This window comes from Parachryseolinea silvisoli (assembly GCF_021190955.1).
Classification (GTDB): Bacteria; Bacteroidota; Bacteroidia; order Cytophagales; family Cyclobacteriaceae; genus Ohtaekwangia; species Ohtaekwangia silvisoli.
Genome location: NZ_JAIOAO010000001.1, coordinates 286,421 through 312,079 on the forward strand (window position 1 = coordinate 286,421; position 25,659 = coordinate 312,079).

At 53.3% G+C, this 25,659-nt stretch carries 24 protein-coding genes; 3 read left to right on the top strand and 21 right to left on the bottom strand.

Features of this window, described 5'->3' with window-relative positions; genetic code table 11:
• Position 1: 1 nt before the first annotated feature.
• The 7 genes from soxC to K7P01_RS01230 form a co-directional block, all read right to left on the bottom strand.
• Complete coding sequence (gene soxC / locus K7P01_RS01200) at positions 2–1,279, bottom strand: sulfite dehydrogenase (RefSeq protein ID WP_397310490.1); 1,278 nt, start codon at positions 1,277–1,279, stop codon at positions 2–4.
• Positions 1,280–1,294: 15 nt separating this feature from the next.
• Positions 1,295–1,948, bottom strand: a complete 654-nt coding sequence (locus tag K7P01_RS01205) for a c-type cytochrome (RefSeq protein WP_267288989.1) — start codon at positions 1,946–1,948, stop codon at positions 1,295–1,297.
• A gap of 17 nt (positions 1,949–1,965) precedes the next feature.
• Entirely contained in the window at positions 1,966–3,570 is a 1,605-nt protein-coding gene (locus K7P01_RS01210; RefSeq protein ID WP_267288991.1) for a hypothetical protein, read from the bottom strand.
• 12 nt (positions 3,571–3,582) lie between these two features.
• Positions 3,583–4,980, bottom strand: coding sequence for a DoxX family protein (locus K7P01_RS01215; protein ID WP_267288993.1), 1,398 nt, complete (start codon positions 4,978–4,980; stop codon positions 3,583–3,585).
• Positions 4,981–5,008: 28 nt separating this feature from the next.
• Positions 5,009–6,394, bottom strand: coding sequence for a RagB/SusD family nutrient uptake outer membrane protein (locus K7P01_RS01220; RefSeq protein ID WP_267288995.1), 1,386 nt, complete (start codon positions 6,392–6,394; stop codon positions 5,009–5,011).
• 12 nt (positions 6,395–6,406) lie between these two features.
• A complete protein-coding gene (locus tag K7P01_RS01225) occupies positions 6,407–9,508 on the bottom strand; it encodes a SusC/RagA family TonB-linked outer membrane protein (protein WP_267288997.1) in 3,102 nt (1,033 codons plus the stop codon).
• A 226-nt stretch (positions 9,509–9,734) separates the two neighbouring features.
• Positions 9,735–10,352, bottom strand: coding sequence for a YceI family protein (locus K7P01_RS01230; protein WP_267288999.1), 618 nt, complete (start codon positions 10,350–10,352; stop codon positions 9,735–9,737).
• Between the two features lie 318 nt (positions 10,353–10,670).
• On the opposite strand from K7P01_RS01230, the gene K7P01_RS01235 reads away from it, so the two are divergent.
• Entirely contained in the window at positions 10,671–11,588 is a 918-nt protein-coding gene (locus K7P01_RS01235) for a bifunctional helix-turn-helix transcriptional regulator/GNAT family N-acetyltransferase (protein WP_267289001.1), read from the top strand.
• 10 nt (positions 11,589–11,598) lie between these two features.
• Here the strand turns inward: K7P01_RS01235 and K7P01_RS01240 are convergent, their stop codons facing one another.
• The 9 genes from K7P01_RS01240 to K7P01_RS01280 all read right to left on the bottom strand — a co-directional run bounded on the left by K7P01_RS01240 (position 11,599) and on the right by K7P01_RS01280 (position 19,483).
• Complete coding sequence (locus tag K7P01_RS01240; RefSeq protein ID WP_267289003.1) at positions 11,599–12,609, bottom strand: type II toxin-antitoxin system antitoxin SocA domain-containing protein; 1,011 nt, start codon at positions 12,607–12,609, stop codon at positions 11,599–11,601.
• 5 nt (positions 12,610–12,614) lie between these two features.
• Positions 12,615–12,959, bottom strand: coding sequence for a hypothetical protein (locus K7P01_RS01245; protein WP_267289005.1), 345 nt, complete (start codon positions 12,957–12,959; stop codon positions 12,615–12,617).
• A gap of 251 nt (positions 12,960–13,210) precedes the next feature.
• Positions 13,211–13,696 carry a DinB family protein gene (locus K7P01_RS01250; protein ID WP_267289007.1) on the bottom strand — a complete coding sequence of 162 codons (486 nt, stop codon included), beginning with the start codon at positions 13,694–13,696 and terminating at the stop codon, positions 13,211–13,213.
• A 66-nt stretch (positions 13,697–13,762) separates the two neighbouring features.
• Positions 13,763–15,673, bottom strand: a complete 1,911-nt coding sequence (locus K7P01_RS01255) for a PAS domain-containing sensor histidine kinase (protein WP_267289009.1) — start codon at positions 15,671–15,673, stop codon at positions 13,763–13,765.
• A 57-nt stretch (positions 15,674–15,730) separates the two neighbouring features.
• Positions 15,731–16,159, bottom strand: a complete 429-nt coding sequence (locus tag K7P01_RS01260) for a response regulator (RefSeq protein ID WP_267289011.1) — start codon at positions 16,157–16,159, stop codon at positions 15,731–15,733.
• Positions 16,160–16,255: 96 nt separating this feature from the next.
• The gene (locus K7P01_RS01265; protein WP_267289013.1) at positions 16,256–17,218 is read right to left on the bottom strand and encodes a TIGR03885 family FMN-dependent LLM class oxidoreductase; all 963 of its coding nucleotides are present in this window, start codon (positions 17,216–17,218) and stop codon (positions 16,256–16,258) included.
• Between the two features lie 18 nt (positions 17,219–17,236).
• On the bottom strand, positions 17,237–18,004 hold the full coding sequence (locus tag K7P01_RS01270; RefSeq protein ID WP_267289015.1) for a hypothetical protein: 768 nt from the start codon (positions 18,002–18,004) through the stop codon (positions 17,237–17,239).
• Positions 18,005–18,088: 84 nt separating this feature from the next.
• A complete protein-coding gene (locus tag K7P01_RS01275; RefSeq protein WP_267289017.1) occupies positions 18,089–18,754 on the bottom strand; it encodes a DUF6766 family protein in 666 nt (221 codons plus the stop codon).
• A gap of 45 nt (positions 18,755–18,799) precedes the next feature.
• Entirely contained in the window at positions 18,800–19,483 is a 684-nt protein-coding gene (locus tag K7P01_RS01280) for a DUF2243 domain-containing protein (protein ID WP_267289019.1), read from the bottom strand.
• Positions 19,484–19,702: 219 nt separating this feature from the next.
• On the opposite strand from K7P01_RS01280, the gene K7P01_RS01285 reads away from it, so the two are divergent.
• Positions 19,703–20,239: a YciE/YciF ferroxidase family protein gene (locus K7P01_RS01285; RefSeq protein WP_267289021.1), complete on the top strand. Its 537-nt coding sequence runs from the start codon at positions 19,703–19,705 to the stop codon at positions 20,237–20,239.
• 98 nt (positions 20,240–20,337) lie between these two features.
• On the opposite strand, the gene K7P01_RS01290 is transcribed toward K7P01_RS01285, so the two are convergent.
• From K7P01_RS01290 to K7P01_RS01305, 4 genes are all read right to left on the bottom strand, one after another.
• Positions 20,338–20,520 (bottom strand): hypothetical protein, encoded by a 183-nt coding sequence (locus K7P01_RS01290; protein ID WP_267289023.1) that lies wholly within the window; start codon positions 20,518–20,520, stop codon positions 20,338–20,340.
• The gene (locus K7P01_RS01295; protein ID WP_267289025.1) at positions 20,517–21,050 is read right to left on the bottom strand and encodes a hypothetical protein; all 534 of its coding nucleotides are present in this window, start codon (positions 21,048–21,050) and stop codon (positions 20,517–20,519) included. The genes K7P01_RS01290 and K7P01_RS01295 overlap by 4 nt, the downstream gene beginning before the upstream one ends.
• Positions 21,051–21,062: 12 nt before the next feature.
• The gene (locus K7P01_RS01300; RefSeq protein WP_267289027.1) at positions 21,063–22,226 is read right to left on the bottom strand and encodes a zinc-dependent alcohol dehydrogenase; all 1,164 of its coding nucleotides are present in this window, start codon (positions 22,224–22,226) and stop codon (positions 21,063–21,065) included.
• A 112-nt stretch (positions 22,227–22,338) separates the two neighbouring features.
• Positions 22,339–22,731 (bottom strand): SPW repeat domain-containing protein, encoded by a 393-nt coding sequence (locus K7P01_RS01305; RefSeq protein ID WP_267289029.1) that lies wholly within the window; start codon positions 22,729–22,731, stop codon positions 22,339–22,341.
• Positions 22,732–23,169: 438 nt separating this feature from the next.
• On the opposite strand from K7P01_RS01305, the gene K7P01_RS01310 reads away from it, so the two are divergent.
• Positions 23,170–24,057 carry a DNA-processing protein DprA gene (locus K7P01_RS01310; RefSeq protein WP_267289031.1) on the top strand — a complete coding sequence of 296 codons (888 nt, stop codon included), beginning with the start codon at positions 23,170–23,172 and terminating at the stop codon, positions 24,055–24,057.
• 5 nt (positions 24,058–24,062) lie between these two features.
• Here the strand turns inward: K7P01_RS01310 and K7P01_RS01315 are convergent, their stop codons facing one another.
• Positions 24,063–25,655 (bottom strand): PepSY domain-containing protein, encoded by a 1,593-nt coding sequence (locus K7P01_RS01315; protein ID WP_267289033.1) that lies wholly within the window; start codon positions 25,653–25,655, stop codon positions 24,063–24,065.
• Positions 25,656–25,659: the final 4 nt, after the last annotated feature.

The following is a 25,659-nucleotide window of genomic DNA, read 5'->3' on the forward strand; positions in this document are numbered from 1 at the left end:
GTCACTTTCTCCCCGCTTCCGGCTGTAGCAGTACCTCACCGGTACGCTTGACGCGCCACGCCGTGATGGGATTAAAGTGATAGCCCCCCTTGCTCCCCCCACGGGCGTCCGAAAGCTGACGAAAAGTAGGCTGAATATAACCGGTTTCATCGATTGCGCGACTCATAATTTCAGTCTCTTCACCATTCCATTGCCATATATAGCGGAATGGGGTGTGCGCCTTATCCAGCACCGGGTCCTGCAAGCGCGCGGGCGCCCAGGTTTTGCCGGCGTCGGTGCTCACCTCCACCGCCTGAATTTTGCCCCGCCCACTCCAGGCCAGACCGCGGATTTCGATCCACCCTTTCTCCACATGCGCCGGGTACGCCGGAAACGTAATGATCGAACGGGCATCCATCACAAAACTAAACTGCCGCACCTTGCCGTCGCCAATGGACTCGGTGTACTTGGATGTCTCCTCGCGCGTCATAAACGGCTGGTCTGAGAGCTCGAGGCGACGCAGCCACTTGACACTGGTGTTTCCCTCCCAACCCGGCAACAACAGCCGCAGCGGATATCCTTGCTCAGGCCGGATCGCCTCGCCGTTCTGCGCATAAACGATCATGGCATCTTCCCAGCCCTTGCTCACCAACACACTGCGTGTCATCACGGCCGCGTCAGCCCCTTCGGCCAGAAACCAGCTGGCCGTAGATTTCACACCCACTTCGCGAAACAACGTCGACAGCATGACGCCTGTCCACTCACTTTGACTCGTCAGGCCGCAGATCTCCTGCGGTGTAAGCGTCTCGTTGCCACCGCGAAAATTCCCCGAACACTCGACAAAACAAATGCGCGATACCGATGGAAAGCGTTTCAGTTCCGCCATCGTAAAGATCATTGGCTTCTCCACCATGCCGTGTATCATCAGCTCGTGGCGCTCCGGGTCTATCTGCGGCACACCGCCGTGGTTGCGTTCAAAGTGCAAGTCAGACGGCGTAATCATACCGTAAAGATCTTGTAGCGGCGTACGCGACGATGTATCAGACGGCTTTTTGCGCGGTACCTCGAACGGCGAGCGCGTACCCAATACACCGGGTGGCGTACCGAGCTTTTTTGTAGTATCCTGAATGCTCTTCTCCGCGTGGGTCACAGCCGCCTGCATTCGTTTGCCAAATGCGGTCTGCACCAATACAACGGCCGCCGTAGCGGCCCCACCCAGCCACGCACGCCGTTTCATCGTAGTACGGGTACGTACCGGCGTTGTTGCGTAATGCTGTATCTCTTCTTTGTCTTTCTCCATAAGCTCTTCCTCGCGTTACCGTATCTCCGGGCCGCCTTTGCGGTCGTCGGTCACAAACATTTCCCGCGCGGGCATCACCACCTGCGGCAGGTTTTGATTGGTTAGTACAGTGGTAGAATCGATAATGTCGTTAGCATGTAGCAGAAATGCCGTCAGGCTATATACTTGTTCCGGCGTAAGCGATCCGGAGCTGTCGTACGGCATGGCGCGACGTATATAATCGTACAGTGTGCTGGCGTAGGGCCAGTAATTGCCAACGGTTTTTTCCTGTTTGCCTTTGCGGGTAGTATCACTCGGGATAGAGACCAATGCGCTGTAAGGTCCCTCTACACCGGTGCGTCCATGACAACGCGCACATTTTTGCTGGTATAGCAATTGCCCCTCGCGTACCGTTCCAGAGCCCGGAGGAAGGCCTTGCCCATCCGGGCGAACATCGATATCCAACGTCGCGATCTCCGCCGCCGTGGCTACCCGCCCCAACCCCGACGTTGCCGGCCAGGCGCTTTCTCCTGTCGTGACCTCGTTGTTACGAAAAAAACAGGAGGTAAGCGCGAACGCTAACACCACCACGTATAGCGCTCGTCGCCCACCTGCCTGAAAGATTGTTGGTCTGTTTCGACCAGCAATAAGCGGAGCTGGCACCGTACCTAACCCAAATAAAGAACGCATGCCAACTCCCTTACTGATTATTGATAGTCGCCCGCCGACAGCGTACTGCCCGACAGTGCGTATTGTTTGTCCTGCCGGTCCAGCACGACATACACTGAATCTTGTTTTTCATCGACGCCCCGCAGAATCACCCGCGCCCCGCCGCGTTCTACTTCGTAGTGCAGCACCATGCGTTTACGGTCGTCATATTTTCCTCTCTCCTTGGCAAACTCCCGGTCACGACGGGTTGAAGCCGCCCGGGCATTGATCTTTGAGTTCTCGTCACCAATGTGTGTCCATGCTTGCGGACTAATCCAATTGTCGGCATAGATACCTTCTTTTTTGACTTCAGGCTTTTTCTTTTTTGCCAGGCGTGTCGCATCGGGGTCACCACCGTCGCCGCCTGCACCCGCGGTAACGTTACGCCGGTCGGGTATCGCTTTATATTTGTCCTGTAGGTATAATACCTGGTCCACCGTATCGGCATAATAATGGAACGCACGGCGTCCGCCGCCTACACCGGCCAGCTCAAAGGTGCGGTTGATATCGCGTTGCGGGTCACCGCCACCGTTCGACAAGTCTAGGTCAGTGGGTTTGTTTACTTTAAAGGTCAGGGTCGTCCAGTTTTCGAGGGTCACCTCCGACCACCGCAGCGAGTCGAGCGGATGGTAGGCCAGCGCCTGGTTGTTCACACGAAACTCCGTCACGTTGTAATATCCGCGCAGCGCCGTGACACCTTTTGTAGAGGGCTGCTTGTATGGATCATACCAGAAGTTTACCAACTGAAGATAAAAGAGCACCACCAGGAACAGCACGATCGTCAGCGACTTGATCCCAACACGTGCGCCTTGCTGCCACGGCTTTGCGAACGCCGGGTAAAATGTCACCAGCCGGGCCGGTTGTTCCAGGATCAGCAGGCGGTATAATGCCGGGATATAGTGCACCAGCAGGAAGCCCGCCAGCAACACAAAGTACGAGCTGTAAACGTGCACGCCGCCATCATAGGCGAAGTTCACATAGACAATATCGCCCAGCGCACCGAACAGCAAGGCAGCTCCCAGTAGCGTTGTCTTGCGAAAGAATAGCAACGTACCGGCGGCTACTTCTACAATACCCGCAAAGACCTGGTACCACGGCACAATGCCGATCGAAAGCCAGTATATCTTTTGCGCGGTAAAGTCGCCGAAGTCGGTGTTGAGCAATGCCGTCGAGGGGTAAGGCATCTGCACGGGCAGCAGCTTCGTAAAGCCGAAACCAATAATACCGATCCCCGCGCGGTAACGTACAATGGCGCGCAGCCAGTAGTATAACACGTTGTAATCTTCCGGCTTCTTGCGGATGCGGTCGATCACCGTCCACACGGCACCGAGGCCAAGCGATACCAAAAACGTTGTAATCCAGTTGGCATAACCGGCCAGCGGGCTGCCAAAAATCTCGTTACCAAAGAAGTTCAACCCCGAGCCAAACCGCGCTATGTCATACAGGTCGCGGTAGTGCAGGTTGGTCCAGTCAATGGACCACACATGTTTATACCACTCTGGGTTGTTGGGAATGCTCAGGCTGATGAAGAATATAAATGCTACGCGGAAGGCAAACTTTTCGTATTCCTTCCAGGGGCGGTATGCGGTCGTGCGTAAGGGCATGGCTGCCGTGGTTTATAGTTTTAATCCTCTGCGACGACCGGCTTTGGCCGCTTCGTCCAGCAGGTATTTTTTATTGATCTTGTGTAGCTCGATGTATACCGAGTCCCTTTCCGCAGTCACACCGGCCAGCGTAATGGTCGCGGCATCGGGGCGCGTGTAGCGCAACGTCAGGGGTTTGTCGCCAGCGCGAAAGGTTAATACCTGATTCACCGTATCGGCCTCATAGCGCAGGTAATGACGGCCCGTCGTGCCGGCATATTCATAGTTCCGGGCGTCGTCGTTTGCGAATATTTCCTCGGTGCCGGCGGTCACCAGCGGCGTCAGTTGGTTGGTGCGGATGCTAAGCGTCGCCCATTTCTCAAAGGCCACATCGCGCCAGCGTTGTGCATCGGTAGCGCTGGGCGGTATCTCCTGGCCGTTGAGACGGAACGTATGTACGTCGTAAAGACCTGCGGCATGCGCCAACCCGGGAGCTTGGGGAAATTGATAGCCACCCTGCCGGTATGTTTGCAAGCTTTGATAGCCATACCAACCTGCAAACGCTACAAATAGCACCTTCAGCGACCAGCGCCCATACTGTTGCCAGCCCGGCTGAAATACCGGTTTGTAGCGGTCCGGCTCCGTAGGTTGTTCGAACGATGTAAGCCGTAAGAGGCGCGGCACATCGTACGCCAGCAGGAACGCTGCAAATGTGATCAGCAGCAAGCTATATACAAACTCGCCACCTTCGTACGCCAGGTTCGACATCAGCACATTGCCCGTAAACGGCAGTACAATAAACGCTCCGATGGAGGCCGTCTTGCGGTATAACAACAGCAGCGCGGCGCCCGCTTCGACCAGGCCGAGGAACGACTGATAGCCGGGCACAATGCCCGTGCTCATCGAGAAGATCTTCCAGGCGCTGATGTCGCCGTAGTGCGTATTGAGATTGCCTACCGAAGGCAGCGGCATTTGCATCGGATAAACCTTTATCAGCGCATAGGCCAGCAGTCCAAAGGCCAGGCGGTAGCGCAGCACCACGCGCAGCGCGTAGTAAAGATTGTTATACTCCTTACGCTCGCGGTCCCAATAGCTCCAGAGCGCCGTCGCAGCGATCGCCAGGGCCGCCGCCACGCCCCAGTCCGCCAGGACAGGCACGTCGCCAAAGAAACGCGGCGTATAGCGGGCCGCATAAAATATATCGCGCAGCGACAGGAGTGCGCCATCGGGCGCAAACAAGTCGCGGAAATACTTCCAGTCAAGGGGTACGATCTGAATCAGGAAGTACACAAAGAAGAAGCGGAAGATCGTCTTCTCCCAACCTTTCCAGGCCTGCGCCTGCTCTTGCTGGCCGGCCGGCTTCACCACAGGCGAAGCGGCGTAGGCCTTGTCCCGGTGTACGGGCGCGACGGGGGTTTCTACCACATTCATAACGATCGGCGGTTAAGGTATGGGTTGTCTAATTATAAGGGGCGTATTGATCCAGGGTCTTGTCCACCAGGCGCTCCGCCGCCGGTATCGGCATGACGTAGCGTCCTTTATCGGTAATGCTCAATACATCCGCAGCGCGATCGGTACGCACCAGGTCAAACCAGCGGTGATGCTCGAACGCAAACTCCACGCGGCGCTCCAGGTCGATAGCGTCCAGGATCTCCTCTTGCGTCGTCGCGGTGCTGCCGGCCAGTCCCGCACGTATCCGCACGGCATCGAGGTCCTTCACAGCGTCGACCAGCTTATCTTGCTCCGCGCGGGCCTCCGCGCGAATGAGGTATAGCTCGGCAATGCGAATCACAAAGGCCGGGTCGGATCCGGGCTTGCGGTAGTATAGATTGTTATACCAGTTACCGGAACCATCTTTCGCGATCAACGTATTGCGGTTACCGCCGATGGTCGGGTCATTCAACAACTCTACAATCTCGTCGCTGGGTGCCCACTGACGCGTGCCACCATTTGCCTGGATCTGCCACGAGGAAAAATGGTTGTTTATTTCCGTAGTACCATTAAAGAAGATTTCGAATACCGACTCCACCGAACCCCGCACCGTGGCCGGGAAAAAGAAGGAGTTATAGGGACCAACCAGTTTATAGTTGGCCTCGTCGGCAATCAGTTTATCGGCATAACCTTCTGCGAGTGCCCACTCGCGCTGGTACAAATGGTACCGCGCGCGCAGCGCCCATACGGTCTTGCGGGTAGCCCGGTAGCGGTCGGTTGTTTCGGGCAGCAATGGCTCGGCAGCTTCCAGGTCGCTTAACACCTGCGCATACGCTTCTTCTACCGAACCGCGTCCAATGCCGATGTTGTCGGTCGCCACTTCTGTAGGCTTGGTAATGATCGGCACGCCACCCCACACCCTCGCCAGATCAAAGTAGGCTATCGCGCGAACGAAGTAGGCCTCGCCCAGATATTGATCGCGTAGCGCATCCGTCAATGTAGGGTCGCCCGTAATTAATGGCACTTTGGCCAGCACATTGTTGGCCAGGTTTACCACACGATATATATTCGTCCACGTACTGCTCACCGTCGAGTTCTCGGCGTTTACCCGGTGCTTTTCAAATTCGCCGATCTGCGACTGCGAGCCCGTCCACTTTACGTTGCCACCCGACAGATATCCGATCGCTTCAAATGATGGGCTGCCACCACTGCTCGTACCATTATCAGTATATGAGGCAGCACCGTAATAAAATTTATTGTACATCGCCCGCACCGCTTGCTCGGCCGAGGTCTTGTCAAAAATAGGGTTGGTATCGGGAATGGTCTCCTTCGGCCGAACGTCCAGGTAGTCGCTGCACGACGCCACAAGAAGAAGCGTTAACAGAAGGCCCAGGTATATACGAATTGTTTTCATAAATGCGCGTGATTAGAGTCTGAGATCGATGCCGATTTGAAAACCGCGCGGCTGCGGCGGTGTGCCCAGGTCGAGGCCTGGTTCATTCTGGCTACTGCTGGCGCTCGACTCTGGGTCCAGGCCGGTGTAGTCGGTCAGCAGCCACAGGTTGGTGCCCACCGCATAGATGCGCAGTTTCTCCAGCTTCAGCCGCTCCGTGATCGACGCGGGCAGCGTGTAGCCCAGCGTGAGGGAACGCAGCCGCAGGTACGAACCGTCTTCCAACCATCGACTTCCACCATCGCGGTAGTTGTTGACGTTCGTAACCTGCGGTCGCGGCACATCCGTGATGTCACCTGGCTGCTGCCACCGCGCCAGGTTACTGGCAAAGATCACACGACTTGCGTCGCGTGCACCGCCACCCTCTCCAAAGAATTTATTGAGATTATATACCTTATTGCCGTACGAGAATGCAAAGAAGGCATTCAGGTCAAAGCCTTTATACGTCACTTCATTGGTAATACCGCCGAAGTATTTCGGCCAGATGCTTCCAATCAGCTGGCGGTCGTCTACGGTAATACCCGCCTTGCCGTCTACATCCTGGTACACTACGTCACCGGTTTGCGGATCGACATGGTCTTGTTTATATACCCAGAACGAATACAGCGGCGAGCCTTCCTTTTGCAAGATCAGGTCGCGGCTGCCGAACCGCAGCGGCGTCTCCAGCTTCTCAATGTTGTTGACATTACGCGAAACGTTCAGCGACGTGGTCCATGTCAGGTCTGTCTTACGCAGGTTCACCGTCGTAACGCCAAGCTCGAAGCCGCGGTTGCTCACCTCAATGGCATTATCCCAGATCGATGTAAAGCCGGTCTTCGAGGGAATGTTCCGCTTCAGCAGGCCGTCAGAAGTATATTTGTCATACGCGTTGAACTCGAAAGTCAGGCGACGATCCAGCAAGGCCAGGTCCAGGCCCACATTCAACTGGCGCGTCTCCTCCCACTTCAAATTCGGGTTGGCCAGCTGCGACGGCGCTATACCGGGGTTGCTGTTGTACGACGCACCTGCCGCCCATTGCCCTTGCCAGGCGAAGTCACCGATGTTCTGATTACCTGAAATACCGAAGCTTGCGCGCAGCTTCAGGTCGGAGATCGTCTCCACATCTTGCAGGAAGCCTTCTTCTTTAATACGCCAGGCCGCACCTACCGATGGGAAATAACCCCAGCGGTTGTTTGCACCAAAGCGTGATGAGCCGTCCGCACGGAAGCTCACGTCCAACAGGTATTTGTCGGCGTAGTTATAATCCAGGCGGGTAAAGAACGATACCAGCGTGCTCTTGGTCCAACTCTGCGCACCTTTCACGGTAGCCGCTTGCGAGATGAGCTTCACGGAGTTGTTGGCAAAGCCCGACCCTTCCGCATAGGTACGCGTCGTGGCATCGCTCTGCAACGTATTTCCTACCAGCACGCCGACGGTATGCGCGCTGCCAAACGTATGGCGGTACGTCAATACCTGTTCGTTGAGCAACGTCGTGTTTTGGCTTATCCCCGACGTAGCCAGGCCGGTTTTACCCCCTACCGTCGTAAACGTATTCCAGTATTCAGACTCTTCGTAGTTGTTATAGTCGGCGCCAAAGCTGGTGCGGAATTTCAGTTCCGGCAGCAGCTCGGCTTCTACAAACAGGTTGCCGACATAGCGCAGGCTGCGGGAGTTCACATCGTAGTTGTCCAGCAGCAGCGTCAGGTTGTCAAAGTTCCCACCGGCCACCAGCACGCCGTTGGCGTCGTACGGTGAAATATAGGTAGGCGTGTGTAGTGCTGACTGCAACAAGCCACCCTGCGGACCATCACCGGCGCGGGCCTGGTTGCGGTATGTACGGGTAAAGGTATTGCTCAGTCCTACCAGCACTTTATCATTTACACGCTGATCGAGGTTTACTTTAAAGCTGGCGCGCTCGAACGTAATGGGGCGAATGATCGCTTCCTGCTCGTTGAACCCTGCGCCGATATAATACCGGGTTGCCTTCGTACCACCGGAAAGCGACAGATCGTAATTCTGCAGGTGCGCAGTACGGAACAGCTCGCTCAAGCGGTCGTAAGTCTTTTGATCTTCGGGCAAGCCGCGCGCTGCCGGCGTATCACCCGGGCGATCGTCGAGAGCCCGGAACGGTACCGTTTTATACTTGGTCATGTCGGCCGTATTGCCGGCCGCTTCCGCATCTTTATAGGCATTGATATAAAATTCGTTTACCAGCTGCGCATGCTCCGGGCCTGTGGTCAGGTCCCACAGCTTCGCAGCCCTGGCCCAACCATGCGAGGCATTGAAGTTGATGGTAGGCTTTTGCTCATAGTTGCCACGTTTGGTGGTAACTACGATTACACCGTTCGCGGCACGTGAGCCATACAATGCCGTAGCCGACGCGTCTTTTAATACTTCCACGCTTTCGATGTCGGCGGGATTGATGTCGGAAATGGGCGATGTAGCTTTACCACCGGTGTTGATCTTCTGAAGACTGTTGCTGTTGACAAACACCCCGTCGACAATGTACAGCGGGTCAACGTCGGCATTGATCGAGGTCACGCCGCGAATGCGTACGCTCACCGCTTCCCCCGGCACGCCGGTATTGCTGGCGATCTGCACGCCGGAAATCTTGCCTTGCAGCTGCGCGTCAAAACTGCCCGCAGGAATAGCTTTCGTTGCAGCAGGGTCTACTTTGGAAATAGAACCCACCAGGTCCTTGCGCTCGCGGGTATCATAACCCACGATCACAATCTCCGACAGCGTGTTAATGTCGGTCGTCAACGCCACCGTCAGGGCGGTGCGACCGTTTACAGCCACTTCGGTCGTCGTATAACCGATGCTCGAAAAAACCAGCGTGGCCGATGTCGGTGCAGAAATAGTATAGGAACCGGAGGCGTCCGTAATGGCGCCTGTATTAGATCCTTTCACGACGATGTTTACGCCCGGTATACCGTCTGGTGTATCGTCGGCAGTTACTTTACCGCTAATGGTAATATTGCCATCTTGTCCATAGCCCGGCACAGCCAGCAGCACGCCGGCCACCAGCAACAACACAGCATATAGATGCCGGGTAAGATGATAAAAAGCGGTACGTGTTCGTAAAGTAGAATTCATAGGTAGAGTTGAAACTTGGATGTAGTGGTCCAGCGGGCATGGCAATGCCAGAGCAGGATACATCAGGGTGGGAAAGACCACAAAATGAGGTCTTTAGGGTCTCAACTAAATTGACTACCTTAGCCTGATGATCTTGCTATACTTCCTGTATGTGCCGGGTCAGATATGGGGAGAAAGGAGATTCTAAACTTTTCCAGAGCGACGAATCCCTCTTTCCCCTTTTTATCTAAACTCCTTTGTGAGCAGCTGCTACCAGTTTAATGTCGAGTGTAAATTCGTTTTCAATGGCTTTGTCGCCCAGGTTCTCAAAAAAGTTAGTCGACCGGTAACGAATGTCATACTTCGTACGGTCCACCACGATCTTGGCCGTGGCCGTTAGCTTCTTGCCGTCTTTCACGATAGAGGCCGGAAACTCAATATCATTGGTGATGCCTTTGATCGTCAGCTTGCCCTTTACCAGGTACGTGGTACCCGCCTGCGGCGTAGCCGATGACAATACAAAACTGGCTTTCGGAAAAGCATTCACCGAGAAGAAGTCTTCGCCTTTCAAGTGTCCTACCAACTTGGCATTTGACTGCGCGTCGGTAATATCGGTCACGGTGATAGACGACAAGTCGATATCAAAGTTACCGCGTTTGAGCGTCTTACCTTCCAGCGCCAGCTCACCAGCGCCGACCTTCACGGCACCGGTATGCGACCCGGTCACTTTCCTGGCCGTCCACACCAGGGAGCTGGCTTGCGTGTCTACCACAAATTTTTCTTCCGCGGGCTTTTCCAAAAAAGCCGATAGTGCCAGCAGCCCCAGGATCCAGCACACGGGTGTAGCGATTGTTTTTAGTTTCATAGCGGTTAGCAGTTGAATAGGTTCTTTATATAGTGCTCTGAATGCTTGATCATTCACAGCGTATGCGGCAAAGGTATTATAATTTTCCTTTCACACACCATAAGTCTATAGAATAGATAGATAATTTAATTATCAGTGGCAGAATCCTGCGGCCGAAGGGTTAATTACTGTATGTGGATAGCACGGACACGGCCTTTCCTGCATGGATTACAACTATTTTACGCAAAATGTCATAAAAACACTGGCGCCATATGTAGTTAATTACGTAATTGGTTACGTAATTAACACACCATGGAATTCTACAACAAAACCGGCAAAATGGCTTTAGGAAGCCGTCTTCGCCGACTGAGTGAAATGATCACCGAAGAGGCGGCCGACGTCTATCGACTGTATAATATTGAGATGCAGCCCAAGTGGTTTCCGGTGTTCTACGCGCTATCCGAAGGCGGCCCACGCACGATAACCGAGATCGCCCAGGAGATCGGTCACTCCCACCCTTCCGTCAGCAAGATCGTTCAGGAAATGGTGCAGCACGGCTATGTAAAAGAAAAGAAAGGCAAAGAAGACGGCCGCAAGAACTTCATTACGCTGTCGCCGCAAGGTCAGCAGATTCAAGAGAAAATCCAGGCCCAGTATGACGATGTAAATGCGGCGGTGGAAAAAGCGCTGGAAGAAACACAGCATAACTTATGGAAGGCCATAGAAGAGTGGGAATTCCTGCTCGCGCAAAAGAGTCTGCTCCGCCGCGTACAGGAAGCGCGGCACGCCCGCGAAGGCAACCGTGTCACAATCGTCGATTATACCCCACAGTATCAACAAGCGTTTCGAAAATTAAACGAGCAGTGGATCACGACGTATTTCAAAATGGAAGAGGCCGACTATAAGTCCCTCGATCATCCACAGGAATACATACTCGATAAAGGAGGCCACATCTTCATTGCGCTCTATGGCGATACTCCGGTAGGCGCCTGTGCGCTTATCCCCATGAACGCCACTACATTCGAGCTCGCCAAGATGGCCGTAGCCCCGGAGATGCAAGGCCGTCACATAGGCTGGTTGTTGGGACAAGCGGTATTTGAAAAAGCCCGCGCATTGGGCGCAACGAAGTTATACCTCGAAAGCAATACGATTTTAAAGCCGGCAATTCAGTTATATCATAAGCTCGGCTTTCAGAAAATTACTGGCGTGCCATCGCCTTATGAGCGATGTAATATCCAGATGGAGGCAGTGTTGTAGCGAGTACTTTTTATTCCATGGCATTCAATTCGAACGCATATTTCTGATAGCTAATGAAGCCGCGGTTAGGCTCATTCTCGACCCACGCTTTCTCCTGGTGGCTAATCTCTACAATCTGTTTAGTATTGAACTTGCCAAATTTCCGCACAACGGCCTGCAGCGTCTCCAGTTCTCCTTTTGAAAAAAGGGAGCTATCAAATTTACCGACAGCGCAAATAGCTTCGCCATAGTTGCCGTCATTAAATTCAATAAGTTCAATGTTTGCAAACTTATCGTCGTTTAACTTTATATAAAGCTTCTCGTACTCAGAGGGTACTGGCCCTAAGGGGATGGCCCGATAGCTAATACCACTTATAGAATATCCCGAACGTTTATAGTGCAAAAAGTCGCTATAGAACAAAAGCTTATTCAATTTCGTCTTCCACAGACGATTGACATGTTCCGAAAAAAACGCGATGATCATGGCAATACGCTCGAGCGAAGGCTTACGGAAGCCTGTATATTCTGTTGGTCTGGCGTTGTTAAAAATATGTTCTGTAAATAGATCGTCCCAGGGATTTTCCAGCCTCACTTTAATCAATTTATCTACACGATGCGTAAATCGCTCATATTCCTTGTCCCCTATTATGGTCCTGCTGGCATCCAGAAATTTCTTGAATTCCTCGGGATCTTTCGCTGCCAATATTAAACGCCCGCTGGCTACCGTAGGGATATCGCCTGCTTCATATTGCCGATAGCTGTTCGCACCAAAGCCCAATATCTCCGACATCTTTGCCGCAGAAATTTCATATTGCTCCCGAATCTCTCTAATTTCATCAGGAAACGGCACGCAATATTTCTCACGATACTGGTTATAGACCTGGCTTATATTGATCTCATCCAAATCAGTCGTAGTAAATTCTTCGCCGGTATCGTTACACGCATAGTAAAATTGAATAGCCGAAAACACGTCTTTCCGAAATTCAATATTCTTTTTCTCATAGTGGAGAGTGGCCTCTCCATCTGTAAATGGACTTTTCATGATCATCATTTCTTAAATCTGTATTCAATAACTCTTTCGGCACAATGAAATGAAATACAAATAACCGGTTTACCCATGGCCCCCATCGTAATCTTAATGTATACTTCTTCCTCTTTGAATTTTACCCCAAACTCCCATAGGTCGGGCCCGCTGTTATAATCTTTCGTCGGCCCCCAGTAATAATTTTCAGCGGTTAGTTCTTTCAGTATCTTATCCCGGGTTCCTGGCATAATTTCCAACGCAAGAAGCGCCTGCCTGTTTTTCTCCCTGTCCAGATAGATTATCGTAAATATTTCCATTTTGGTTTTAAACGCCCTCAGAAAGGCGTCTACTTCAGATAACGTTGTCATAGCATGTATACGATTACTGGTAACTTGACACCTCAAATATACAAAACACAACTAATTAATTACAAATTACCGAACATTTTTTTATTTATTCAACTAATTAGGTTAACACATTATTGAGAATCAACGCTTTGGATCGATGTCGGCAGCGGCTGGTACCGATACAAAAACAACAGGTTGAACACCCGTCCAACCTGCAATACTTTTCCCGGAACGAAGTGTTCCAATGGCTTTAATCTCTTTATTTTAATTTCCTACAACAACACAATCTGCCCGTAATGATACGCCTGGTGTGATGTCCTGTTTAATAATACATTCAGCTTGTTCCGGTGCGGCTCCTTGGCAAAATCCTCCGCTGATACCGAAGTATGCTTGCTCAGCCACTCTTCCGGTGTCAGGTTGCGCAGTGCCGGCGTAAGCTTTGCATTGACGTCATGCCAGTACTGACGAAGTTCGGCCGTTGTTGGGATGGGTACGGTGCGATCCGGTGTGCGAATGAAAAGGTCTTGTAGTTGAGGATGGATTTTTTCGCCGAGCCCGAACAAGGGAAAGAAACCGTCGTTGACGGCTGTCAGGTGTCCCAGGATGTATACGCCGCGGTTGCGGCCAGGGGCGATTTCAGATTCCAGTTGTTGGTCGGTCAGTTTTTCGAGGTGCTTGTCGAAGCGTTCCAGTTGTGTTTCCCAGGCACTTAATGACAGGTTGATGATGAAGCGTGTGTCTGTAGCGGTGGTTTCCATACATATTGATTTTCACGGTCAACACCTGCCGGCAGGCTAAAGTTCGACCGAGCGGAAAATCCTCTATCAGACGGGTATATATACCTGGAATACAGCGCCCTGGCCCGGCACGCCCTGGGCTTCGATAAACCCTTCGTGGTTCTCGGCTATGCGGCGACAGATCGCCAGTCCTACTCCCGTGCCTTCATATCGGTCGCGGTGGTGCAGTCGTTGAAAGATGTCAAATATCTTTTTGCGGAATTCCGGTTCGAAGCCTATGCCATTGTCGGCCACCGCGATGCAGTGGTATTGCCGGGTAGCATCCACTTTGGCAAACCGCATCAGCGAGCCGGGTACCAGCGTGGCGCGAATTTCAATACGCGGCAGCTCCTGCTCCTGGAGCTTGGAGAATTTCAGGGCGTTGCTGATCAGGTTCACCAGCAGCTGGTGTATCTGGAAGGGGATGCCTTTGATCACTGGCAGGTCGTCGTACGCTATGGTGGCCCGCTTCTCTTCGATGCGCTCGGCCAGTTCGTCTATCACGTGCGTTACCGCAGTCTGCAGGTTGATCTCCTCCGGTATGCGATCGGAAGTACTGGTGCGCGAATAGCTCAGCAGGTCTTCGATCAGCGCCTGCATGCGCTCGGCAGAGCGCTGTATCCGCTCGAAATGATCACGCCCCTTCTCCGACAACCGGTCATAGTCGAGTTCCAGTATGCGCGACGAGAAGGCCCTGATCTTGCGCAGCGGCTCCTGCAAGTCGTGACTCGATACATAGGCAAACGACGACAGCTCCTGGTTCATCTTCTCCAGCTCTTCGTTCTTGCGTTGGATGGCATCCTGTGCTTTCTTTCGCTCACTCAGGTCGCGGGTAACTTTTGAAAAGCCGATCACGCGGCCGTCGTCGTCGTGCAACGTGGTGATCAGGATACTTCCCCAGAACATCGTTCCATCCTTTCGCACGCGATATCCTTCGTGCGTTGCCTTGCCTTTCAATATCGCCTCCTGCAGTAAACGGTCGGGTAACTTCCGCTCCTGGTCAGCCGCAACATAAAACATCCGGAAGCTGCGGCCAATGGCCTCTTCGGCGGTATAGCCTTTGATCTTTTCGGCGCCTTTGTTCCAGTTCTCAATAATTCCTTCCGGGCTCAATAAAAGAATAGCATAGTCTTCGACCTCTTCGATCATGCGATGATACCGTTCTTCGCTGGCTTTCAGCTCCTGGTTTCGTATCGACAGCTCACGCGTACGCTCCGCCACGAGGCGTTCCAGCCCTCGTTGAAAGGCCATGTTTTCTAGTGGCGGCCGGTGGCCGGTAATGTCTTGTGTAAAGCAGCGCGTATGCACAAACTTGCCGTTCTCCCACAGCACGCTCGAGCTGATTAGCACGTCGCGAATCGATCCGTCCCGGTGCACCATGGCCGCCTCGTATTGCTGCAGCACATCGTTCGCCGCCAGACGGCGCAGTATCTCTGTCGCGCCTTCCTGTGTGGCATGAAACTCGCCGATGTGGCGCCCTATATATTCATCGGCACGATAGCCCAGCATATCGAGCTCGGCCTGGTTCGCCCAAATAATGATACCTTCCGCGTTGACCCAATGCAGCCCAATGGGCGCCGTGTCTACATAATCCTGCAAATGACGCTCACGTTGACGGCGATGCGACACATCCTGAATGACGAGTGTATAGCCTTTTACTTCGTCCTGTTCATGCACATCGGCCGTAACAAAAACTTCCACCGGGCTATAGGTGCCATCCCGCCGCAGGCGATAGGGAAACGCCTCTCCCGTTTGACCCGTAGCCATCACAGTAAACCGAACGCGGTCAAAGAACTGCTCACCAAAAATGACGGACAGCGGTTGCCCGGGTGTAACCTTATATTCCTGACCGATCCATGCGTTGAAAGCGTTGTTCGAGGATTGAAAACGAAACTCCCGGTCAACGTACATCACCGGAAAAGGGATCGCGTTAAGAAAGTCTGTTTGAATAACTACCATAGCGAAAGAGTAAAAGTACGCTTTCACACCAATATGCCCCGCAAGGAGCATGAGGTTTTATTTCCCCACAACAAAGTCTTCCAGCGATCCGTGCAGCTGGAAATCCAACTGCAAAATACCGTGCAATAACGACTTCAAATTGTTGAAGCTATTTGGCTTTTTCATAAACAATCTTGCACCCAGTCGATACGCTTTTTCAACAATATCAGCTTGCCCGGACGTGGACCACATCACCACAGGCAGCCGGATAAATTGCTCGTCGCGTTTGATTTCGGCTAAACAGTCCATCCCATTTTTTATCGGCATGTTGACGTCGAGAAATACAAGATCGGGCGGGCGCGTGGCCCGTCGCAATTTGTTTAACAAATCCGCACCGTCGGCTACACACACAACTGAAAGCGCAACGCCGAGTTCCGCAATGGCGTCTTCAAACAACATGCAGTCGTCTGTATCATCATCGACCAGCCAAATAGTATGTAGGGGCATAGGGTGCGTTGTCTTGCAAATATAGTGGTTCTATTTGCCAACACCCAGAAAACATGATAGCCGGTCACGCGGCAATCGTTATACCATACGCGCAATTTACGTCACTTGCAGGTTGGCTTTTAGGACTACGTGACCAAAATCCTTCATAAATTCCTCCTGGCGGCGATTCACGTTGTGCAGAATAATATGATCACAGCCTACGTTCTGATATTCATTGATCCGTGCCAGGAAGAATGCCGGGTCGTCGGAAATCGGCAGCCGCTGGCGGAGATCCTCACGGGTCACGGCCTGGCCGGCGACGTCGAAATCAGAAACGTACTGCAGCGTGGCCAGCATCTCGCGCGGCAGCACATTGTTGCGCCACTGGTCATACGCCTCGTCTTCAGCCACGGCCTTGTCACGTGCGTACGACAACTGAAATTTCAGGTATATAGGTTTGCCGGCACCGCCGTTGTCACGGAATGCCTGAACGATCTTGCCTACCGCCGCCGGATCATGTCCGGTCGTGAGCAGACCGTCAGCCCAGCGGCCGTGAAGCGCGGCCGTCTCGGGCGACAACGCCGCACCGAGCAACGCCGGCGGCGTGCCGGGCAGTGAGTACAGCTTAGCTTTATGCGTGACAAAATGCCCCTCGTGGGATACTTCTTCTCCCGTAAACAACCTGCGGATAATGCTGGCGGCCTCCAGCAGGCGTTCGTTCCTTGTCTGTTTATCCGGCCAGCTACTGCCCGTAATCACTTCATTCAACGCTTCGCCGCTGCCCAGCGTTACCCACAGCCGCCGCGGAAACATTTGCTGCAACGTGCCACACGCCTGCGCGATAAGCGTGGGGTGATACCGGGGGCCCGGCGCGCAAATCATCCCGAATGGTACATGCGTCGCCTGCATGGCCGCGCCCAGCCAGGCAAAGGAAAAACCGCTTTGCCCCTGCCGCTCGCTCCAGGGATGAAAATGATCGGAAGAATGTATAGCCTCAAAGCCGGCGCGCTCGGCCAGTTTGGCAAACCGCAGTAATTCGCGCGGCGAAAATTGTTCATGCGATGCGTGGTATGCAATCATCTTTTAGGGGTAAAAGGGTTAACGAACAAGGCGACAATATTGAACAGCTTCCGGCACCTCGATGTCGAGGTAGTCGCGTACGGCCAGTGCTTCACTTTTCCACAGGTAACGAAATTCAGACTGGTGTTCGAGCTGCTTCTCTTTTAGAAAAAACACCTTCACCACATCTTGTACGGAGCCCCCTTTGTAATCGTTCGGCGTCGACAAATAGGAAAGAAGCTCTTTATCTTCCAGATCACCGAGCACGTCGGGCAGAAAGTCCGGGTCATGTGTTTCCAACAGCTTATCGCGCCGTTCGGCATAGTCGCATTTCCCGGCCAGTATATGTTGCAACGGGTAGCGCGCATGGATGCGCTCTGCAATCGCTTGCCCAAAGAGAATCGGCTTTTGTATCGCAAACATCCCATACTTCTTTTTACCGCCGGCAGCCCGCTCGAACGTTCGCCGCAATTCGTCGGAACACGTGAGCGACGTACTCAGGTTGAGAAAGCCATGCGAGAAATCTTTTTCGTCGGCGTGTGGCGAGTCCGTCACGATTAGCGCTTTTCCCTCCTGCCGGTCTTCCACTTCCACATTCAGCTTATGATCGGGCTTTCGTTCTGCACGGTATATCCGAAGGCTATTGAGCCGTAGCCGTCCGGTATCGAAAAACAGGTCGATAAATTCTTGTGTCGTATACCGGTACAGCGAGAGTGTTTCCAGCCTGTCTTCCGACAAGCAATAATACACAGGCTTCGGTAAGGAGTGCACGCTCTGTAACATCCGGTTGTTGCTGCTTGCATTCATAGACTCCTCCAATATTGGCATCTGTCATACACTCGAAAAGACTATGCCAGCCACGTGGCCGATGTCTACGGGTTTATACGGAAATTATTCTCCGGTTTCGCTGTCCGGGGCATCGACGGGCTTGGACTCCGGCGAACCGTGTTGCCGCAAGAAGATCGACAGCACCACAATCGAGATCACGGCCACAAATTCGCTCTGCCAGTTTTGAAACGATTCAAACCAGAACCGCGTCTCTCCCATAAATTCTGACAGGCTCACAACGGACTTGCCCTGTAGCTGTTGCTCTTCATTAAAGTTCTTCAAGCTGCCGTAGGCATGCAGCACAAAGCTCAACAGAAATAACAGCACAAACGCCAGCGACAGGGAGTGTTTATAAATGGCTAAATAGATTCCGCCTTTTCGTACCGGCCATGGCGCGTCCGGACGCGTGGGGTCTGGCTCGCGGTCTACCTCCTCTTCTTCCTCCATCGACTTCGACTCGCTCGAGCCGCGCTGCCGCAGGAAAATTGTCAGCACGACGTACATCGCCATTTGCAAAAACTCGCTCTCCCAATTCTCGAAGGTTGTTTGATAAAAGTGGCCGGTCAGCAGGTATTGTGATAACGACAGTGCGGAGACGCCATACTCCTGAAGCTCGTCGTTGTGCTCGTGCCATCCCGTTAATATCTGCCCGAAGATGCAGGCGAGAAAAAATACAACCAGCACAATCGTCAAACTGTTGCGGTAAAAGAAGGAATGCTTATCCATCATGTAATCTGATATAATTGACAGGAACTAAAACCATGCCCTGCCACGTTAATGGATACTGTCAGTACTGTAGGCGGCGGGCTTAACGCCACGGTGGCGCATCATGCTGACGCCCACGGCTAGCATCAGCACCGAGACGATCAAAAAACCAAGGTTCCAGGTTTCCGGCGATGCCGCTGCCTCGCGCACGTTATGCAAGCCCACCAGCTGATGGTCTATCAACCCTTCCACTATATTAAATATCCCCCAGCCCGCCAGCATACCACCTGCGAGCAGCCACCCGGACTTGTCTGCCTCGCGGCGCCGTCCCACCCACCATAACAGCACGATGCCAACACCTACGTCCACCAGCATGAGCAGGTGGAAGACACCATCCCAAAACATATTCACGCTTTTCGCGGTCACTGAATCAGGTGGCAGCTTAGCCGACAACATCTGGTGCCACTGCAATAGCTGATGGAACACGATACCATCGACAAAACCGCCCATGCCGATGCCGAGCACCAGCGCCGCCGTGACAAGCGGTGCCGGGTTTAGCATGGCGCGGTACCTACCAGGTCGCAGTCGGTATACATACCCTATGGACAACACGACCAGTGCCAGCAGCACCACTATAACCAGCAGAATCGCCAGGTATTGAAAAAACCCATTACTCCAAAGATCCGCCTGCAGCGCTTTGTTACACGTCACGCAACAAATCGTTTCACCCTCGGTATACACGTCTGTATTCATACTTATTTTCTCATCAATTAGTTTCACGTAGGGGTATTTCCGGATATATACTTATATACGCAGCCCTACGACGCACAGTCCCAACTAGTAAAACTTAATGCCCATGTTGCCTGTGCTCTACATTATGTGGACGTCTATACGCCGACGAACACATTTTTAGCACCGTAGCGCACGGGACCTGTATTTGTATGGATACAGCTAAACCAACATAGTACCAACATGAAAAAGTCAGAAAAAACCGCCATATCGGAGGAGATGTCCTCGAAGCTGGGCAAACTCTTCGAACAAGAACTCCGCGATATTTACTGGGTCGAGAAGGCATTGCTAAAAGCCCTTCCTAAAATGGCCAAGAACGCTACGTCGCAGGAGCTCGTGACAGCCCTCCAGGACCACCTGGCGGAAACGGAAGAACAGGTGACCCGCGTCGAGCGCATCTTCGAATTGCTCGATAAAACGCCACGCGCCAAAAAATGCGAAGCGATGGAAGGTTTGCTGAAAGAAGCCGAGGAAGTAATGGGCGAAGCGGAAGAAGGTGCGATGCGCGACGCTGCGATCATTGCCTCTACACAAAAAGTAGAGCATTACGAGATTTCTTCTTACGGCACGTTGCGCACATTTGCACAAACCCTGCAATTGGACGAAGCCGTTGCAATCCTCGAAAGCACTTTGGAAGAAGAGAAAAAGGCAGATATGCTGCTCACCGAAGTAGCGGTTTCAAACGTCAACAACGAAGCGGCTTGGGAACCGGCAGAATAGCCAATCCGAGCCGTTTGTTTTGTGTTTGCCCGTTGTTTCCTTGTGGTAGCTAACAGCCCATCCATACGATGGGCTGTTTTTTTTATATTTTGCAGAAGCTACTGCTTTTCGCCGTTCTCACGGCTGTCGTAGGGTGTCGGCTCCGTTGTGCCGGGTTGGTCCGGGTTCAACAGGCTGTGCCCGTCCCGTGCAGTGGCGATCCACAGAATGATGACGACTAGTATAGCTACTCCAGTCATAATCCATCCCGTCCGCTTGCTGATCGTTATCGTTTTGCTCATATACTCAATTTTTTCTTTCCGGCCTTGTGCATCACAGCAAAAGTTACCACGGCCGCGGTAATAGCCGCGCCAATCGCCACCCTTTTGATCACATTCTTGCGATCATGTTTCCAGGCGGCGTTCCAACCGCGCTCGGCAAAGATATTGGGCACCGTGCCGTGCCGCAGGTCGTCGGCAATTCCCTCCATGGCATTAATCCGGTCGGCTAAAATCAGCGTGAGCCAGTGACCTGCACTCCCCTCACTGAACCGGAAAGCATACCGGCGCAGCATGCCGCTGACGCCGCTCGGCGGCACGGCGGTGCCGAAGACCCGCGTTAGTGTAGGCCGCTCGTTAGACTGCAGCACTTCCACCGTGCGCGTCTGTTGCAGCGCGCGCGGATAGTTGAGCCTGTCGTGGTCTGCGCCCGTATAATGCTTCATCGGGTGCGTGGGATTGTTGGTCGGGTCGGCGTCGATGCCCCAGCCTGGCAGGTCTGTCCCTGCGCCCGGCGCAGGGTGAATAGGCGTTGGTGTTATTTCGGTTTTCATTTATCACATAGGTTATGCGGCCGCCTCGGCGCGCGGTGGAATGAGAATTGTTTTTATACAGTTGTCGAGCTTCTGCGAGAAGATGTGGTAGGCATCCGATACCTCCTCTAGCGGAACACGGTGTGTAATCAGCTCCTTGGGATTCAGGCGCCCGGCCATCACATGATCCACCAGCTTCGGCAATAATCTTTTGACTGACGCCTGGTTCGCTCGGATCGTAATGCCTTTGTTTACCACGTTGCCGATCGGCACCAGGTTCCAGGTAGGCCCGTACACACCCACGATAGACACTATACCACCCTTCTTCACTGCGTTGATGGCCCAGTGCAGCGCCGTCGCTGAACCCGCTTGCAGCAGCGTTTTCCGGCCAGTAAAGGTTTGCATCGCGCTACCCGCTGCTTCACATCCCACAGCATCGATACAAACATCAGCACCATAGTAGTCCGTTGCTTTTTTTAGGAAAAACACCGGATCGCCGATAGAGCGGAAGTTATAGGCCTCGCATTTTGCATATTGCCGCGCAAACTCCAGCCGGTATTCAATATGGTCGATAATGATGACGCGCTGTGCGCCGAACAGCCATGCGCACCGCGCCGCCATAATGCCAATCGGCCCGGCGCCGAATACCACCACCGTATCGCCTTTCTGTATACCGCCCATCTCGGCAGCCTGATAGCCGGTAGGCACGACGTCCGTAAGCAGCACGGCATCGTCCAGGTCCATACCTGCCGGTATAATCGTTGGCCCCACGTCGGCATATGGCACACGTACATATTCGGCCTGCCCACCATCGTAGCCACCGGCAGTGTGCGAATACCCAAAAATGCCGCCCACCGCAGTGGCTTCGGGATTAGACTCGTGGCAGTTGCCATACAAACCTTGTTGGCAAAAAGAGCATGTGCCACAGGCGATATTAAAAGGAACAAGGACATGATCGCCCACCTTTAATGTAGTGATCTCCTCGCCGACCTCCTCTACAATGCCTGTAAACTCATGACCGAACGTACTACCTACACGGGTGTCGGGGACCAATCCGTGGTACAAGTGTAGATCCGACCCACAGATGCACGAACGCGTTACCCGCACAATGGCGTCCCGCGGGTGCATAATTTCAGGATAGGGCCTGTTGCGATCGGCACGCACTCGAAAGGGCCCGCGATAATTCATTGCCAGCATATTTAATCAGAGGGTTAGTGTATAAAAATAAATCGTATAAAGCCGGCGGTCCAGCCTTATGGCTGCCGGCAGGTGAACGAATGATCAGAAAATGATCAGAACAAGTATAATCTTAGTGAGCGCGCGAATGGGCCGTCGCGTGTCCCCGCGCCGCATTCGCGTACGGGTTGGGATCGGTCATGATCGATACAGCAATCTCCATCAAACCGAGCACGACGTGCGGCACATATACATAATCGCTAAATCCAAAGATCCACGGCGATAGCGTCAGGAATACACCCGAGGCCAGGTCCAACCACAGATGTGTACGCATCGACAACAGCTTCACCGGACCCAGCTCATAGTTCGTCAGCAAACTATAGACAATGGCGGCGGCCCCGAGCGAGATCGGCACCCAGCTCTCGGCACCATTGCGCCAGAATCCAAAGACCCAGGGTGTCAGCACCAGGAATGCGCCCACGAGATAATCTAATACTCCGTGGACGCGTGTCGGTATTATTTTCATACGCATGTAGTTTTGTGCTTATGAACAAAAGCAATGCCCGGGGATGTCCCCAGCGAAAAGCGCTCGCAACTAACGCAACAGACCAGTTTTACCCGGCCGTAAAGGATGTTTACATCAGTGTAATGCCGGAGGTTACAGCGTAGTCAGAAATCTTTCCTGGTTTTCCCCGAGGAAATGGGAGCAGCGTCCTGCACTGCGTGTCGATGAATGTCCACAGACAATTGGGGTAATCTTTTCCGGGTAGTACCCTACGCCCACCCTTCGCCGCCGGGAACATCTGGGTATACTGGCGTCCGATGACATCTTTCAAATGCCGGTGCTATCCCTAAATATACCTCGCCCTACACGAGAGTAGCGACCAGACCTCCCATGGCATAATTTTTTGCAATGAAAATTGTAACGCCCTGAACTTCCACCATCACGCGTGGTATTCCAGCCATGCAGCTAACCCTTCATGACGATAGTGCCAGCCCCTTTAACACGCGCGATCTGTTGCGCGAGATGGCTGCGTACGAAGCCTTGTGGGCCCGGCCGCAAATGACCATGGCCAGGCTGGCAGCCTTCTTTGCCCGGTACCCCGGCCAGTCACCTTCATCGCTCGTCGATCCACAGGAGATCGCGCGATATGCCGAAAGGCTCGCCACACTTAAGCTCCCGTCGCAGCGACCCGGCGTGCTGCTTTACGGCACGCCCGATTATCCCACGCGCCTGCGCGACGCCGAGCATCCGGTCGAGCTACTGTATTACCGCGGCGACGTGCGCTTACTACAAACGCGAATGGTCACCGTCGTCGGCACCCGACACCCCACACCAGAAGGCCTTGCGCGTACGGCGAAGCTCGTTACGCAGCTCGTCCACGACGGCATCACGATCGTTTCCGGCCTTGCTGCCGGCATCGATGCGGCGGCTCACCGCATCGCGTTGGAGAATAATGGACACACCGTGGGGGTCATTGGCACCCCGGTTAACCACGCGTATCCTGCGGAACATGCTGCGTTGCAAGAAACCATTGCACAGCAACACCTGCTCATCAGCCCAGTGCCCTATTGGCTCCACAGCCAGCAGGATTATAAGCAGAATAGTAAATTCTTCCCGGAGCGAAACAAGGTGAGCGCTGCGCTGAGCGAAGCCTCCATCATTGTCGAAGCGGGCGATATGTCGGGCACGCTTGGACTGGGGCGCGCGGCGCTATATCAGAAACGGAAGTTGTTTGTGTTAGAGAGTAGCGTCTCCGACGATTCGCTTCGCTGGCCGAAACAGTTCGAGGCGATGGGCGCGATCGTGGTTAGAAGCTATACTGATATTCGAAAGGCACTTCAATTATAGTGACACTATGCCTTTCTCAAAAAAACCAACACCCCCAGCACCGATACCGTCAACACCCCGAAAGCAGACAGCAGCATCATAATATCCCGCACATTCTTCCCGGCCCAATCCATCAGCAAGAACTTATGAAATATAGCAAACGAATAGCCCTCTATACGATCCGTAGCGCCAATACTCGCCGCGAGCCGCGATGTCGCTGTCTCAATATACAAAGCATGGTCATCAGGCGTATCATATTGCAAGCGCACGACCGGGAGCCGCTTGAAAACAAATCCATACTCCCGGCTTTCAAACTTCGGAACGATCTCCGCTTTTAAGAGCGTAGCATCCTGATCCACGCCCGAACTTTGCACATCTCCCATTTCTTCACAACACGCCGCCGTCATGTTCGTGGCGTGGCTCAGCACGGCGAGGAACTTCTTGCCTAGAAATTTAGCATAGGCGATATCCCCGTTCTGCCATACCATCCCATCGACAGCATCAATGTATACTGTTTGCGCGGGTTCATCGTCATTGGGCAAATAAAACGCCTGAAAGTAATCGTGTTTACTTTTTCGTACGATGGAAAGGTTGTGCAGCCGTTCCCAGTCAACATCCAGTGCCAGCGATACCGTCGTCAACTCGCGTGTCAGGATGGCCGGCTCGTATGCCATCTCGGGCAATACATTTGGTTCGAGCTTACGGGTAGCGTGAAACGCACCGCTGAACGTAAACGTCAGTGTAATGAAAGCTGTCGCGACCCCAATCTGCCGGTGATACTTCCGAATGCCCTTCTTCTCGGTCGCGCTGCTAAGTTTTTTAAATCGCCTCCAGAACAAGCCATAGATCACAATGCCGGTGACCGCCGACGCCAGGATCACTCCCAGCAACGCCACCATGATCGTAATGCGCAACGTGTTATTCGTAATGTTGCCGATGAAGGCCCAATTATGAAAATTATCGAATACCCACAGAAATGCCTTGCGCGAGGTCGTATTAAAAGTACCTAACCGGCTCGAAGCAGTTTCGATATATACATCCATACCGTCCGGCCGGTCAAAGCTTACTTTCCAAACCGGCAGGTAGCGGTTCACATATTTGTACTGCTGGTTAAACTCCTTTTGCTGCGTGACCGAGGTGATGGCGCTCTGTTGATCGTCCAGGAAATAGCGCGCCATAAACTCGGCGTATTTCTTATCACCGTCCTGGAGCAGCTCGCCGGTGGCCGCGCTGTAATACCGCAGGTAGCCGTCAATGCCCTTTACTTGATAAAAGGTTTGGCCATTGAAAGCGACCATGCGAAAGTTCTTGAAGTCGGCGACCTTGTTCCGCGTCAGCACCTCTTGCAGGGACAGTGTGATCTGCGCCTTGTCGAGCGTCTTCGGCATCATAACTTCGCGTGCGATCGTCGGCTTGAACCAATGCGACAGGAACGGGTGCATCAATCCCGAAAGGCACCAGAATATGACGGGTATGATCGTCACCAGGCCGATCGTGCGATGCCATGCATAGATTTTACGCCGAAGCGTGGTGGTTAGATTCCCTGCCGTGGCGGATGCCCCGGATGTATTGGCCCCGGTGTCTGCCTGTTGAAAAGTGGCCATTGATTTGTTTTCCATCGCC